General features: G+C 40.3%; 15 protein-coding genes. All 15 read left to right on the forward strand.

Going from position 1 to position 14,408, the window contains the following annotated elements:
* Positions 1-94: 94 nt before the first annotated feature.
* Complete coding sequence (gene hrcA, locus BM390_RS02230) at positions 95-1,114, forward strand: heat-inducible transcriptional repressor HrcA (RefSeq protein WP_062319086.1); 1,020 nt, start codon at positions 95-97, stop codon at positions 1,112-1,114.
* A gap of 68 nt (positions 1,115-1,182) precedes the next feature.
* A complete protein-coding gene (gene grpE, locus BM390_RS02235) occupies positions 1,183-1,770 on the forward strand; it encodes a nucleotide exchange factor GrpE (RefSeq protein WP_062319088.1) in 588 nt (195 codons plus the stop codon).
* 78 nt (positions 1,771-1,848) lie between these two features.
* On the forward strand, positions 1,849-3,675 hold the full coding sequence (gene dnaK, locus BM390_RS02240) for a molecular chaperone DnaK (protein WP_089852824.1): 1,827 nt from the start codon (positions 1,849-1,851) through the stop codon (positions 3,673-3,675).
* A gap of 143 nt (positions 3,676-3,818) precedes the next feature.
* Positions 3,819-4,934 carry a molecular chaperone DnaJ gene (dnaJ, locus tag BM390_RS02245; protein ID WP_062319090.1) on the forward strand — a complete coding sequence of 372 codons (1,116 nt, stop codon included), beginning with the start codon at positions 3,819-3,821 and terminating at the stop codon, positions 4,932-4,934.
* A 23-nt stretch (positions 4,935-4,957) separates the two neighbouring features.
* Positions 4,958-5,905 (forward strand): 50S ribosomal protein L11 methyltransferase, encoded by a 948-nt coding sequence (gene prmA / locus BM390_RS02250; RefSeq protein WP_062319093.1) that lies wholly within the window; start codon positions 4,958-4,960, stop codon positions 5,903-5,905.
* 13 nt (positions 5,906-5,918) lie between these two features.
* The gene (locus tag BM390_RS02255; RefSeq protein WP_089852825.1) at positions 5,919-6,668 is read left to right on the forward strand and encodes a 16S rRNA (uracil(1498)-N(3))-methyltransferase; all 750 of its coding nucleotides are present in this window, start codon (positions 5,919-5,921) and stop codon (positions 6,666-6,668) included.
* 4 nt (positions 6,669-6,672) lie between these two features.
* Positions 6,673-8,013 carry a tRNA (N(6)-L-threonylcarbamoyladenosine(37)-C(2))-methylthiotransferase MtaB gene (gene mtaB, locus BM390_RS02260; protein WP_089852826.1) on the forward strand — a complete coding sequence of 447 codons (1,341 nt, stop codon included), beginning with the start codon at positions 6,673-6,675 and terminating at the stop codon, positions 8,011-8,013.
* A gap of 170 nt (positions 8,014-8,183) precedes the next feature.
* Positions 8,184-8,357 (forward strand): 30S ribosomal protein S21, encoded by a 174-nt coding sequence (gene rpsU, locus BM390_RS02265; protein WP_062319095.1) that lies wholly within the window; start codon positions 8,184-8,186, stop codon positions 8,355-8,357.
* A gap of 46 nt (positions 8,358-8,403) precedes the next feature.
* The gene (locus BM390_RS02270) at positions 8,404-8,850 is read left to right on the forward strand and encodes a GatB/YqeY domain-containing protein (RefSeq protein WP_062319097.1); all 447 of its coding nucleotides are present in this window, start codon (positions 8,404-8,406) and stop codon (positions 8,848-8,850) included.
* A gap of 174 nt (positions 8,851-9,024) precedes the next feature.
* On the forward strand, positions 9,025-10,365 hold the full coding sequence (locus BM390_RS02275) for an NfeD family protein (RefSeq protein WP_246806745.1): 1,341 nt from the start codon (positions 9,025-9,027) through the stop codon (positions 10,363-10,365).
* Positions 10,358-11,356 (forward strand): flotillin-like protein FloA, encoded by a 999-nt coding sequence (gene floA / locus BM390_RS02280; RefSeq protein WP_062319099.1) that lies wholly within the window; start codon positions 10,358-10,360, stop codon positions 11,354-11,356. The genes BM390_RS02275 and floA overlap by 8 nt, the downstream gene beginning before the upstream one ends.
* A gap of 35 nt (positions 11,357-11,391) precedes the next feature.
* On the forward strand, positions 11,392-11,898 hold the full coding sequence (locus tag BM390_RS02285) for a hypothetical protein (protein WP_062319101.1): 507 nt from the start codon (positions 11,392-11,394) through the stop codon (positions 11,896-11,898).
* A 120-nt stretch (positions 11,899-12,018) separates the two neighbouring features.
* Positions 12,019-12,273, forward strand: coding sequence for a YabP/YqfC family sporulation protein (locus BM390_RS02290; protein ID WP_062319103.1), 255 nt, complete (start codon positions 12,019-12,021; stop codon positions 12,271-12,273).
* A gap of 7 nt (positions 12,274-12,280) precedes the next feature.
* Positions 12,281-13,432, forward strand: coding sequence for a sporulation protein YqfD (locus BM390_RS02295; RefSeq protein ID WP_062319105.1), 1,152 nt, complete (start codon positions 12,281-12,283; stop codon positions 13,430-13,432).
* A 25-nt stretch (positions 13,433-13,457) separates the two neighbouring features.
* Complete coding sequence (locus BM390_RS02300) at positions 13,458-14,405, forward strand: PhoH family protein (RefSeq protein ID WP_062319106.1); 948 nt, start codon at positions 13,458-13,460, stop codon at positions 14,403-14,405.
* The last annotated feature ends 3 nt before the right edge of the window (positions 14,406-14,408 follow it).

The raw sequence follows: 14,408 nt of genomic DNA on the forward strand, positions 1-14,408 counted from the left end.
TCAGGCATCTGGATTGACAACTGGGAACGAATTTGATAATTTATTATTAGCATTAGCACTCGAAAGAGTTGAGTGCTAACAGGGGTGAATCATTATGTTATCGACAAGACAACTCTTAATTTTGCAGGTAATCATTGATGAGTTTATTCAAACAGCTCAACCGATTGGTTCACGTGCCATCTCAAAAAAGGATGAAATAACATTTAGTCCGGCAACCATTCGAAATGAAATGGCTGATTTAGAAGACTTAGGTTTTTTAGAAAAGACCCATTCATCTTCCGGGCGTATCCCTTCAGAAAAAGGGTACCGTTATTATGTGGATCATTTACTCATGCCGATTGATTTGTCACCACGGGATGAACAAACGATTTCGGGTGTCTTTAATCAGGGCATGGTTGAATTTGAACAAGTCATTCAAAATTCAGTGAATGTTTTAAGTGAGTTGACGAATTACACATCCATTATTTTAGGTCCTGAAGTGTATGCGACGACATTAAAACAGATTCAAATCATCCATTTATCAAAAACGACCGCAGTGGCCATACTTGTGACCAATACAGGTCATGTGGAGCACCGATCTTTTTCGATTCCAAAAGAAATTAATCCGCTGGATTTAGAAAAGCTTGTCAATATTTTAAATGAGCGGTTAGTCGGTGTGCCCATTATTCAATTGCCTAAGCGACTACAAATCGAGCTTACATCAATTATTGATCATTACGTCAAAGATGTGGCGACGGCGTTTAAGTATTTAAAAGGGGCTTTATTAGACCAACAGCCCAATAATCTTTACGTCGGCGGTATAACGAATATGTTACTGCAGCCAGAGTTTAGTGATGTCGCAAAAATTCACTCGCTCTATTCGGTTATTGAACAAGAAGAAACGATGGCGAACATTTTACGTTCACAAGACCAAGGGATTCATATTTCTATCGGTCAAGAAAATAAAATGACGGAAATGCAAGATTGCAGTTTAATTACCGCCACCTATACGCTTAAAGGTCAACAAATCGGGACGATCGCGTTATTAGGTCCGAAACGGATGGAGTATTCGCGCGTGATCTCATTACTTGATCGCTTGTCCAATGATATGACAAAGACTTTTAAAAATTGGTAACACAAGTAAACGTAGGGCTCTTTTTTAAGAGTAAGCTATAAGAACAGTAGTTAAGGGAGGTTTCCTGAATGGAAGAAAATAAATCAACGCAAGTTGATGAAGAAACTGTTGACGTTTCTGAAGAGGAAGTAGAAATCGTTGACGATCAAACAACAGAAGAAACAATGACTGAGGAAAAAGAAGAGCCAGCAGAAGCTGTGGTAAGTCAAGAGGCGTTTCAATCGTTAGAAAAAGATTATGAGGCGTTAAAAGAAAAAATGCTGCGTTTAAGCGCGGAGTACGATAACTTTAGAAAACGTACGCAACGAGAAAAAGCCGCAGACTTAAAATACAAAGCACAAGACTTGGCAACAGATCTCGTACCTGTTGTTGATAATTTTGACCGCGCGCTTCAAACCAAGCCGGATGAAAAATCAGTTGATTCATTCTATGATGGTATGCAGATGATTTATCGTCAATTGATGCAGGCATTAAATCAAGCAGGGGTTGAAGAAATTGACACAGAAGGTGAAACATTCGATCCGAATTTCCACCAAGCGGTGATGCAAGTGGAAGATGACCAGTATGACTCACAGGCGATTGTTGAGACCTTACAAAAAGGGTATCGCTTAAAAGACCGTGTCTTAAGACCCGCTATGGTGAAAGTAAATCAATAAATAATCAACGATCTAATGATCAGATTCATAGTAAATAACGTTTAAACAAACATGACATTTTGAGGAGGACAATGAATTATGAGTAAAATTATTGGTATTGACTTAGGTACAACAAATTCATGTGTAGCAGTAATGGAAGGTGGGGAAGCAAAAGTTATCCCTAACCCAGAAGGTGCCCGTACAACAGCTTCTGTTGTGTCATTTAAAAATGGCGAGCGACAAGTAGGGGAAGTAGCGAAGCGTCAAGCCATCACAAACCCTAACACGATTCAATCAATCAAACGTCATATGGGGACGGATTATAAAGTAGAAGTAGATGGTAAATCATTTACGCCACAAGAAATTTCAGCAGCGATTCTTCAATATATTAAATCATATGCCGAAGACTACCTTGGTGAAACAGTAGAAAAAGCGGTTATTACAGTACCAGCATACTTTAACGATGCAGAGCGTCAAGCAACAAAAGATGCAGGTAAAATTGCGGGTCTTGAAGTAGAACGTATTATTAATGAACCAACCGCGGCAGCACTTGCTTACGGTATTGACAAAGGTGACCAAGACCAAACAGTCTTAGTCTATGACCTTGGTGGTGGTACGTTTGACGTCTCTATCCTAGATATCGGAGACGGTACATTTGAAGTTATCGCAACAGCCGGTGATAATCGTCTTGGTGGTGATGACTTTGACCAAGTCATCATCGACTATATGGTACAAGAATTCAAGAAAGAAAATGGCATTGATTTATCTAAAGATAAAATGGCGTTACAACGTCTAAAAGATGCAGCTGAAAAGGCGAAGAAAGACCTTTCTGGTGTTGGTCAAACACAAATTTCTCTTCCGTTCATCACAGCGGGCGAAGCAGGACCATTGCATATGGAAATGAACTTAACGCGTGCGAAGTTTGAAGAATTATCTAGTGAATTAGTTGAGCGTACAATGGGACCTACGCGTCAAGCTTTACGCGATGCTGGTTTAAGTAACTCTGAAATTGATAAAGTCATCTTAGTGGGTGGTTCAACGCGTATTCCAGCTGTACAAGAAGCCATCAAAAAAGAAACGGGTCAAGAACCTTCTAAAGGTGTAAACCCAGATGAAGTAGTCGCTCTAGGTGCCGCTATTCAAGGTGGGGTATTGCAAGGTGATGTGAAAGACGTTGTCTTACTTGATGTAACACCTCTATCACTTGGTATTGAAACGATGGGTGGCGTGACAACGAAATTAATCGAACGTAACACCACGATTCCGACAAGTCACTCACAAGTATTCTCAACCGCAGCGGATAGTCAAACGGCTGTAGACATCCATGTCTTACAAGGTGAGCGTGAAATGGCCGCGGACAATAAAACGCTTGGTCGCTTCCAATTAACAGATATTCCACCAGCACCACGCGGGGTACCACAAATCGAAGTATCATTTGATATTGATGCTAACGGTATCGTTAACGTACGTGCGAAAGACTTAGGCACAAACAAAGAACAGTCAATCACAATCCAATCATCTTCAGGTCTTTCTGAAGAAGAAGTAGAAAAAATGGTGAAAGACGCTGAAGAAAACGCCGAAGCTGATAAAAAACGTCGCGAAGAAATTGATTTACGCAATGCGGCTGATCAACTTGTCTTCCAAACAGATAAGACATTAAAAGACTTAGCTGAAAACATTTCTGAAGACGAAAAACAAAAAGCAGAAGCAGCGAAAGACGCTCTAAAACAAGCATTAGAAGCAGACAACTTAGATGATATCAAAGCGAAAAAAGAAGCCCTTGAACAAGAAGTCCAAGCGCTATCGACTAAGCTTTATGAACAAGCACAACAACAAGCGCAACAAGCACAAGGCCAAGAACAAGCAGGAAATGACGACGATGTTGTCGATGCAGAATATGAAGAGGTTGACGACGAAGAGAAGTAATCTCTTTCTTTTGAAAAGTCAAAGTCAAGTCTACTTGGCTTTGACTCTTTTCATGTTAAAGATCTAAACAATATTGTACTTCTTATTTTGTGCATGTTATGATTACATTTATGTGAAACAAGAAGTGACGGGAGTGAAAATCTATGAGTAAACGTGATTATTATGAAGTACTAGGACTTGAAAAAGGTGCTTCAAAAGAAGAAATTAAAAAAGCCTATCGTAAACTCGCTCGGAAATATCATCCGGACGTAAACAAAGATACGGATGCTCCAGATAAATTTAAAGAAGCAAAAGAAGCGTATGAAGTATTAAGCAACGATCAAAAACGGGCACAATATGACCAGTTTGGTCACGCAGGTCCACAGCAACAAGGATTTGGTGGTGGCGGCTTCGGCGGCGAAGATTTTGGCGATATTTTCGATATGTTTTTCGGTGGCGGCAGACGTCGTGATCCAAATGCCCCGCGTCAAGGTAATGACTTACAATATACAATGGTCTTAGGTTTCGAAGAGGCGATTTTTGGTAAGGAAACAGACATTTCGATACCAAAAGAAGAAGACTGCGAGACGTGTCACGGTAGTGGGGCAAAACCTGGAACAAAACCAGAAACATGCCAACACTGTAACGGAACGGGTCAACTCAATGTTGAACAAAACACCCCATTTGGTCGTGTCGTTAATAAACGGGTCTGTCACCACTGTAATGGAACCGGACAAGAGATTAAAGAAAAATGTCCAACGTGTCACGGACAAGGTCGTGTGAAAAAACAGAAGAAAATTCATATTAAGATTCCAGCAGGTATCGATGATGGTCAACAAATTCGTGTGCCTGGCAAAGGTGAAGCGGGTGTGAATGGTGGACCAAGTGGCGATCTCTATGTTGTTGTGCAAGTAAAACGTCACGAATTTTACCAACGCGAAGGCGATCATATTTTCTGTGAAATGCCGATCACCTATACCCAAGCAGCGTTAGGCGATGAAATTGAAGTACCGACTGTCCACGGAAAAGTTAAACTAAAAGTACCATCAGGTACGCAAACGGGCAAGACGTTTAGGTTAAAAGGCAAAGGCGCACCCAATGTACGTGGCTATGGTCATGGTGATCAACATGTTAAGATTCGTGTCATTACCCCAACTAACTTAACAGAACGTCAAAAAGAGCTCCTTAGAGAATTTAATGAATTAAGCGGAAATGAGCCGATGGATGAAAATGAAGGGTCCTTTTTCGATCGAGTAAAACGTGCCTTTAAGGGTGAGTAAATAAAGAAGAGAGAGTGATTGTCATGAACTGGTCCGAACTCTGTATTCATACGACCAATGAAGCGATTGAACCGATATCGAATATTTTGCATGAAGCAGGAGCAAGTGGTGTTGTTATTGAAGATAAGGCAGACTTTTTAAAAATACGAGAAAATGTCTTCGGCGAAATCTATGATTTAGACCCAGAGGATTATCCAGAAGAAGGCGTCATTCTTAAGGCGTACTTGCCAGTGAATAGTTTTCTAGGTGAGACGGTGGACCAAATCAAACAAGCGATTAATCAATTGATGGCCTATGATATTGATTTAGGTTTAAATAAAGTGTCTGTAAGTGAAGTTAATGAAGAACAATGGGCGACCGCTTGGAAGAAGTATTATAAACCGGTTAAAATATCAAATCATATTACGATTACACCGACATGGGAAGAGTATACACCGGTTAGTGCAGATGAGTTAATCATTGAACTAGACCCAGGTATGGCGTTTGGAACGGGGACACACCCGACAACAGTATTAAGTATCCAAGCGATTGAAAATTATCTATCAGATCATGACACAGTCATTGATGTTGGTACTGGTTCGGGTGTCTTAAGTATCGCCGCGGCAAAACTAGGTGCCAGTCATATCGATGCGTATGATTTAGATGAAGTCGCTGTTCATTCAGCACGCATTAATACAAAGTTAAACCACGTTCATGACCAAGTGACGATCAAACAAAACAATTTACTCGAAGGTGTCGATAAAACAGTCGATATCGTGGTGGCGAATATATTAGCTGAAATTATTCTCTTGTTTGAAAATGATGCTTTCAAAGCTCTTAAACCGGGAGGATATTTCATCACGTCTGGCATCATTATGCAGAAAAAAGATCATGTCAAACAGGCATTAATAGATGCAGGTTTTGACATTGTTGAAGTAAACCAGATGGAAGATTGGATTTCCATTGTGGCTAGAAAGCCAGAAAACGAGTAAAGGGTGAGGCGTGATGCAATATTATTTTGTTGATAAAAATCAGTGGCAAGGTGATCAAGTCACCATTACAGGCGATGATTATCATCATATTGTCAATGTGATGCGAAAAAAAGTAGACGATCATGTTATCTGTAGTCATCCTGAAGGCAAACAAGCGATCTGTCAAATTACAGCGGTAGATGATGATATTACCCTGCGAATCATCGATTACTTAGATGCCACGACAGAATTACCGATTGATGTCACCATTGTACAAGGACTACCCAAAGGCGATAAATTGGACTGGATCGTGCAAAAAGCTACCGAGCTTGGCGCACGATCTTTTGTGCCGTTTAACGCTGTACGTTCCATTGTAAAATGGGATAAGAAAAAAGAAGGAAAGAAACTGGACCGACTGAGAAAGATTGTAAAGGAAGCAAGTGAACAATCGCATCGACAAATCTTACCCGAGATCCACTCTGTTCAGACACTGGCTAATGTTGTAGAATTAAGTCAAGGGTATGACCACTTATTTATGGCCTATGAAGAAACCACGCGAGAACTTGCCTCAGCAAAACTCTCTCATCGTTTTAAGCGGATTCAACCAGGTGATCGCGTCCTGATTGTCATTGGACCAGAAGGTGGCCTAGATGAAAAAGAAGTCCGTGCCTTCTATGAAGCCAATTTTCAAGCAATTCGTTTAGGGCCAAGAATATTGCGGACAGAAACCGCCCCTTTATACTTATTATCAGCATTATCTTATTATTTTGAAGAAACGGAGTGAGAAGATGACGACAGTTGCCTTTCATACGTTAGGTTGTAAAGTAAATCAATATGAAACAGAAGGAATATGGCAGTCATTTAAAGATCAAGGATATGAACGCGTTGATTTTGAATCCATCGCAGATATTTATGTGATTAACACGTGTACTGTGACGAATACAGGCGATAAGAAGTCACGTCAGGTCATTCGTCGTGCGATTCGAAAGAATCCAGAAGCGGTGGTCTGCGTAACAGGTTGCTACGCCCAGGTATCACCGGGTGAAGTTATGGAGATTCCTGGTGTCGACGTCGTTGTTGGTACCCAAGACCGCGCGAAGATGATTGACTATATTGAACAACACATTGAGACGCGCGAACCAGTAAATGGTGTCTCAAACATCATGAAAAATCGGGTCTTTGAAGAAATGGACGTACCAGATTTTTCTGACCGAACTCGAGCAAATCTTAAAATTCAAGAAGGATGTAACAATTTCTGTACATTTTGTATTATTCCGTGGTCACGTGGCTTATTGCGCTCGCGAGAACCAGAAAATGTGATCCAACAAGCGCAACAATTAGTCGATGCAGGCTATAAAGAGATTGTTTTAACAGGTATTCATACCGCAGGCTATGGTGAAGACTTTACCGCATATGACTTTGCTGATTTATTATCTGATTTAGAGACCAAAGTCGATGGCTTAAAGCGGATTCGTATTTCATCGATTGAAGCGAGCCAAATTACAGAAAAAGTGATGCAAGTGATTGACCGCTCAGAGAAAATTGTCCGTCATTTACATGTCCCACTTCAAGCAGGGTCTGACACCGTTTTAGAACGGATGCGACGGAAATATTCAACAGAATTTTACAAATCACAAATTGATCGACTTAAACAAGCTTTACCAGGTTTAGCGGTCACGTCTGACGTCATTGTTGGTTTCCCAGGGGAAACGGACGCAGAATTTATGGAGACGTATCGCTTTATCCAAGAGATTGGCTTCTCTGAGCTTCATGTGTTTCCGTACTCGAAACGAACAGGTACACCGGCTGCTAAGATGGCTGACCAAGTGAATGATGAGACGAAAAATGATCGGGTACATAAACTAATGGCCCTATCAGAACAACAAGCAAAAGTCTATGCGAGTCATTATGAAGGAGACGTTGTTGAAGTGATTCCTGAAGAAGTTGAGGAAGTTAACGGAGAAACATTATTGACGGGTTACTCTGATAATTATATGCGTCTTCAATTTGCGGGTGATGCGTCAATGATTGGAGAGATTGTCCGGGTAAAACTGACAAAAGCCGGTTATCCAATCAATCAAGGTGAATGTGTGCGCGTCATGTCAGAACCGCGATTAACTGAAGTATAATCACGCTTTCATCTTGATGTTTCTCGTTTTTTTGTCAAAGTTCTTGTTTGTTTGAAAACAAAACATTGACCTAAAAATATCTATATATTATAATGTCATAGAGACATTTTTCGCCTATGGCTAAAATGTCCTATTAAAATGTTGGATGCTTCGGAGGGAGGGAAATTAGCATGTCAAATACAACTCGCGTTCGTAAAAACGAGTCTCTTGAAGATGCTCTTCGTCGCTTTAAACGCAGTGTATCAAAATCAGGTACAATGTCTGAATATCGTAAGCGTGAATTTTATGAAAAACCTAGCGTAAGACGTAAGAAGAAATCTGAGGCGGCTAGAAAGCGTAAGTAATAAACGATAAGAAGTGTGTTTTCTTATAAAGAGGGTGTAGATTGTAATGTCATTGTTAGATACTTTAAACCAAGATATGAAACAAGCGATGCGTAATAAGGAAAAGCAAAAGCTGAGTACGATTCGCATGGTAAAAGCTTCCCTTCAAAATGAAGCGATTAAACTTGGTAACGAGTCATTATCAGAAGAAGCAGAACTCACTGTTTTAGCTCGCGAGCTAAAACAACGTAAGGATTCCCTCCGTGAATTTAAAGAAGCTGGACGCGAAGACCTTGTTGAAAATCTTGATCGAGAGATTGAATTTTTACAAGTGTATATGCCAAAGCAGCTATCAGATGAAGAACTTGAAGCAATTGTTGTTGAAACCATCGCACAAGTTCAAGCAACGTCTAAGCAAGAGATGGGTAAAGTGATGGGTGCGCTTATGCCGAAGGTTAAAGGCAAAGCGGATGGTACACAAGTGAATAAACTCGTGCAAAAACATTTATCATAAATATTTCGAAATCTCAAAGTGAAGAAAGACCTTATTCTATCGAATAGGGTCTTTTTTACTTTTCGTAGAAGATCGGATAGATTTTACGTTATTTTTTGATATTTACATGATATACTGATACCATAGTATGGTAAGGTTCTTCAATATTGACATTAAAAAGAAGGAGGTGGTGAAGTGAAGAAAAATTACTTGGCAATACTGTTGGTGATCATCAGTTTCTTACCGCTCATGCATCTTATTCAACCACAATCTATTCACGCAGATGGTGAAACCGTCTATGTGATACCGATTGAGAATGAAGTAGAGAAAGGCTTAGGCGCCTTTTTAAATCGCGCTATTGGTGAGGCGACAGAACAAGAAGCCGAACATATTATTTTTGAAGTGAATACCCCTGGTGGCCTTGTTGAAGCGGCCAATGATATTGGTGAACTACTGCAATCCGTTGAGATTGATACGACGACTTACATACGTTCACGTGCGCTCTCAGCGGGCTCATACATTGCGTTATTTTCTGATAACATTTATATGTCGCCACAAGCAACGATTGGCGCAAGTGGTATTATCAATAATGATGGGACTGCCGCTGATCAAAAAGCACAATCATATTGGCGTGAGGCGATGGGAAGTGCAGCAGAAGCTAACGGAAGAGAGCGCATTTATGCTGAAGCAATGGCAGATGCCTCCATCGACTTACCTGAATACAATGCTCCGGAAGGGACGTATTTGACCCTTGGCCCAACAAAAGCGTTAGAAGTAGGATATTCGAACGGTACGGTTAATTCACGTGCCGATGTACTAACAGCACTTGGGTTAGAGAATGCCGAGATTGTGGAAGTTGAACAACAACCGGCAGAAACATTGGCAAGATTTCTAACCAACTCTGTTGTTGTATCCATTTTGTTGTCACTTGCAGGTATTGGTCTTGTTGTTGAGTTGTATTCACCAGGTTTTGGTGTTGCTGGTTCGATTGGCCTTATAAGTTTAGTGTTATTCTTCTATGGGCACTTAATCGCAGGACTAGCCGGTTATGAAGTCTTTGTGTTACTTATTATTGGGGCCGCGCTCATTGTGATTGAATTCTTTGTCCCTGGAGGTATACTCGGTGGCTTAGGAACAATGAGTATTATCGTGAGTCTGTTTATGGCAACGGACAATATTTTTGCTTTAAGTCTGAGTCTACTGATCGCCATTACATTGACGATTTTAGTCGCGGTGTATTTATACAAACGCATTGGCTTACAGAAAGGGTTGTTACGCCATATTATTCTTGCTGACCGTGAGACAGTTGATAAAGGCTACGTCTCATCTGTCAGTCGCGAACAGTTAGTAGGGCTAAAGGGACGTGCGCTTACACCACTGAGACCTTCAGGCACTGGTTTATTTGAAGGCGAACGTTTGGATATCGTTTCTGTTGGAAACTTTATCAGACAAAATGATCCGATTGAAATCATCTCAGTCAATGGATCACGTATTGTTGTACAAAGGATCGAAGAGGAGGAAATGAATTATGAATGAATTTAATAGTGTGGCAGATTTTTTCCCAATTATTGCGATAGGGATTATCATTATTGCCCTGGTTGTGTTATTAACGTTTGTACCAGTGGCGCTATGGATTAGTGCTTTAGCTGCTGGAGTAAAGGTAAGTATTTTCACACTGGTTGGTATGCGCTTACGTCGCGTTGTACCAAACCGTGTCATCAATCCATTAATTAAGGCTCATAAGGCCGGTGTTGATGTTAATACAAATCAATTAGAATCCCACTATCTAGCTGGTGGTAATGTTGACCGGGTCGTTAACGCGCTTATTGCCGCGCAACGAGCCAATATTGAACTAAGCTTTGAACGTGCCGCTGCAATCGATTTAGCGGGCCGTGACGTCTTACAAGCGGTTCAAATGAGTGTTAACCCTAAAGTCATCGAAACGCCTTTTATCGCTGGTATTGCGATGGACGGGATTGAAGTAAAAGCAAAAGCACGTATTACCGTACGTGCCAATATCGACCGCCTTGTTGGTGGTGCGGGTGAAGAAACGGTTATTGCCCGTGTTGGTGAGGGTGTTGTTAGTACGATTGGTAGTTCAAAGTCCCATAAACAAGTACTTGAAAACCCAGACTCTATCTCGCATAATGTCTTAAATCGTGGGTTAGATGCTGGAACGGCATTTGAAATTCTCTCGATTGATATTGCTGATGTTGATATCGGTAAAAATATTGGGGCGATCCTTCAAACGGACCAAGCAGAAGCAGATAAAAATATTGCTCAGGCGAAAGCAGAAGAACGTCGTGCGATGGCTGTTGCCGAAGAACAAGAAATGGTGGCTCGAGTTCAAGAAATGCGCGCGAAAGTGGTTGAAGCAGAAGCAGATGTTCCACGTGCACTAGCAGAAGCTCTTCGTAGCGGTCATATGGGTGTCATGGATTACATGAATTACCGTAATATTGGTGCGGATACAGAGATGAGAGATTCAATCGGTAAAATGTCAGAAGAAGATACAGATGAAGAGTAAAATCTCTAAGACAAATTCGAAGCGGATGTGATCAAATGGATGATATTATTATTCCATTAATCAGCTTTTTACTCATTATTGGATCAAGCGTATTAAAATCTAAATCCGATGATAGTAAACAAGCAGAAAAGAAAACACCAAAACAAATGACACCAAAGTCTCAACCGTCTCAATCGACGATGCAACGAATGAAGCCGTCACCTCAGGTTGAGACATCTGGTGACTATTCACCATATACTGAAGTCAAAAGCGAACCGGAACTGTCTACAAATCAAACGATGGAAACACAACTTCGTGACTTACGTGATAAGTTAGCGGTTGATTCAAAAAAAGAATCGGATCGAAAAGTTAAAACGTCAAGACAACAAATGAAGAAAACAACCAATCGTTTAACTATGCTTGAACCTAAGCAAAAGGTGAGCAGTCCAATCGCTTTAAAAAGTCAGTTAACAAAAAGCGGATTGAAGCGCAGTGTGATTATGGCGGAAGTGTTATCAGCGCCACGTGCAAAAAAACCTTACCAGTCAAAAAGATATTTATGAGTTTTGGCCCTTAACGTTTTGAACGTTAAGGGCTTTTTTACGTCTTAGTCATATAAAAGTATATCTTACCATCGTGGGCATAGACTAATAACAGAGACTAAACAGAAATTAGGTGTTTTTATGAAACCATCGATGTCTAAATTAACCGAGATGACACAATTAATAAATCAGGTCAATATCAATCTTGTTGGCGATCATTTGATGGTCATTAGTCGTTATGAACAACTACTTATGTTGAGTCAGAGTCAAATAAAAGTTCAATTACAACATAAGTATGTAACGATACACGGGGAGGATTTAGTCGTTAATATATTAACCGTTGAAAGGTTGGAAGTCACCGGTACTATAGAAGCCATTCGTTTTGAAGGGAGATAATCGTCTGATGTGGCGAAGTTTAATTAAAGTAAACGTACACGGGAAACCAGAGGATACTTGTTTTTATATAGACGCAATACGTCAAAGAAATATTGATTTACATACGGTTGAATGTCTGGATGAAGCTGTGACTTTTTATGTTAGGAAACAGGATATAAGAAAATTAAGAAGGGTTAAACGTCATCATGTAAAAGTCTATTTCTTAACCCGACCAACCATTAACCACATCAAAAAACAGTTTGTCTTACATAGGTTTACGGTGATCCTTAGCTTGTTTGGTCTCGTTTGCTATTTATATTTAACGCAAATACTACTCATTGTAAGGATTGACGTAGACAATCCATATGATGAAATAGCGATGAGAGAAACGCTTGAGTTATTGAATGTGACACCGTTACATCGTCTCGATGATTTACCTGATTACGACAGCATTCGCTTAGCTTTAAAAGAACATTTCCCGACATACCGTTACTTTGATATTGCAAGAAAAGGGGGCGTTATGACTATTACGGGGGAAGGTGACATCATCGCTGATGTCGAAACAAGTAACCGTTATGCTTACTATGCCCCCAAAAAAGGGCTAATAACCTCTTTAATCACTTATCAAGGAAGAAAATGCGTGGAGGTCAATCAAGTGGTTGAACAAGGGGATTTACTCATTACCGGGGAGTTAAACGAGAAGATTACTGAAGAAGATCAACCAGATGATGTCTATGAGTCTAAACGTGTGCCAATTCGAGCGGAGCTTACTTTAAATACATGGTTTAAAGTCACTGCTTCTTATAATATGGAATCACTGTTTGATACGATGAACAATCAAACCAAGCACTATTATCGACTACGTTTGAATGATTGGACGATACCGCTCACCTTTCAGCGGAAAACAACAACCTCTAAAGCAATCATTGAACAGTTTAGTTTACCCTGGCTAGCGTTGAGTGTTGAAAAAATATTAGAGACGACACCGTATTCTATGAAGGATGAGTTAGACCAAGACGCGCTTTACCAATTAGCGCAACAACAATTAAGGCAGCGGATTTTATATGAACCGCATGTGGAAGAGGTCTATGATGAAAAAGTTTTGCATCAATCGATAGGGAATGGTAAAGTAAACGTAACCGTCTTTTTTTCAGTATTAGAGACTTATAAAATTGAATGATTATTTCACTTAAGGGAGTTTATTTATGACACAATTGATTGATTTAGTATTCAAAGACCACGATGAAGTGCAGGCCTTATTTGGCACGGAAGATCGCCATCTTCATCTTATCGAAGATAAATTATCGGTCACGATTATCACACGCGGTGAAGAAGTTAGAGTTGAAGGCAACGCCGACGCCGCCGCACTTGTAGATGCAGTATTGAAAGCTTTGATTGATGTAATCAGACGAGGTAATAGCATAACGGAACGCGATGTGATTTATGTTGTGGACCTTGCAAAGAAAGGCCGTATAGATCAATTTCATCAATTATTCGAAGAAGAAATTATGCGCACACATCTTGGACAGCCGATTCGGGTAAAAACGATTGGCCAACGTGGTTATGTGAATCAAATGAAAAAACAAGAGGTTGTTTTTGGCATCGGGCCAGCTGGAACAGGTAAAACATTTTTAGCCGTTGTCATGGCTGTAAAAGCCTTGAAAAAAGGTGAGATTAAACGGATTATTCTTACGAGACCAGCCGTTGAAGCAGGTGAGAGTTTAGGTTTTCTACCAGGTGACTTAAAAGAGAAAGTTGATCCATATTTACGTCCGTTATATGATAGTTTACATGCGATTTTAGGACAAGAACACACAACGCGTCTCATTGAACGTGGCACCATTGAAATTGCGCCGCTTGCTTATATGCGTGGACGTACGCTTGATGATGCCTATGTCATTCTTGATGAAGCACAAAATACAACGCCTAATCAAATGAAAATGTTTCTGACCCGACTTGGTTTTGGTTCGAAAATGATTGTCACAGGTGATATTACGCAAGTCGATCTACCAAGAGGGACAGAGTCAGGTTTACGTTCAGTAGAGACGAGATTAAAAAACGTCTCAGGTATCGGATTTGTTTATTTAAAACAACAAGATGTCGTTAGACACCCTGTTGTTCAACGAATCATTGAGGCATACGAAGAAGAATAGTCT

Origin of the sequence: Halolactibacillus miurensis (assembly GCF_900116255.1) — a bacterium.
GTDB classification, from domain to species: Bacteria; Bacillota; Bacilli; order Bacillales; family Amphibacillaceae; genus Halolactibacillus; species Halolactibacillus miurensis.

Bases quoted from the DNA above. Each gene is read 5' to 3' on its own strand.
- hrcA (WP_062319086.1), top strand. From the start codon at position 95: ATGTTATCGACAAGACAACTCTTAATTTTGCAGGTAATCATTGATGAG.
- grpE (WP_062319088.1), top strand. From the start codon at position 1,183: ATGGAAGAAAATAAATCAACGCAAGTTGATGAAGAAACTGTTGACGTT.
- dnaK (WP_089852824.1), top strand. From the start codon at position 1,849: ATGAGTAAAATTATTGGTATTGACTTAGGTACAACAAATTCATGTGTA.
- dnaJ (WP_062319090.1), top strand. From the start codon at position 3,819: ATGAGTAAACGTGATTATTATGAAGTACTAGGACTTGAAAAAGGTGCT.
- prmA (WP_062319093.1), top strand. From the start codon at position 4,958: ATGAACTGGTCCGAACTCTGTATTCATACGACCAATGAAGCGATTGAA.
- BM390_RS02255 (WP_089852825.1), top strand. From the start codon at position 5,919: ATGCAATATTATTTTGTTGATAAAAATCAGTGGCAAGGTGATCAAGTC.
- mtaB (WP_089852826.1), top strand. From the start codon at position 6,673: ATGACGACAGTTGCCTTTCATACGTTAGGTTGTAAAGTAAATCAATAT.
- rpsU (WP_062319095.1), top strand. From the start codon at position 8,184: ATGTCAAATACAACTCGCGTTCGTAAAAACGAGTCTCTTGAAGATGCT.
- BM390_RS02270 (WP_062319097.1), top strand. From the start codon at position 8,404: ATGTCATTGTTAGATACTTTAAACCAAGATATGAAACAAGCGATGCGT.
- floA (WP_062319099.1), top strand. From the start codon at position 10,358: ATGAATGAATTTAATAGTGTGGCAGATTTTTTCCCAATTATTGCGATA.
- BM390_RS02285 (WP_062319101.1), top strand. From the start codon at position 11,392: ATGGATGATATTATTATTCCATTAATCAGCTTTTTACTCATTATTGGA.
- BM390_RS02290 (WP_062319103.1), top strand. From the start codon at position 12,019: ATGAAACCATCGATGTCTAAATTAACCGAGATGACACAATTAATAAAT.
- BM390_RS02295 (WP_062319105.1), top strand. From the start codon at position 12,281: ATGTGGCGAAGTTTAATTAAAGTAAACGTACACGGGAAACCAGAGGAT.
- BM390_RS02300 (WP_062319106.1), top strand. From the start codon at position 13,458: ATGACACAATTGATTGATTTAGTATTCAAAGACCACGATGAAGTGCAG.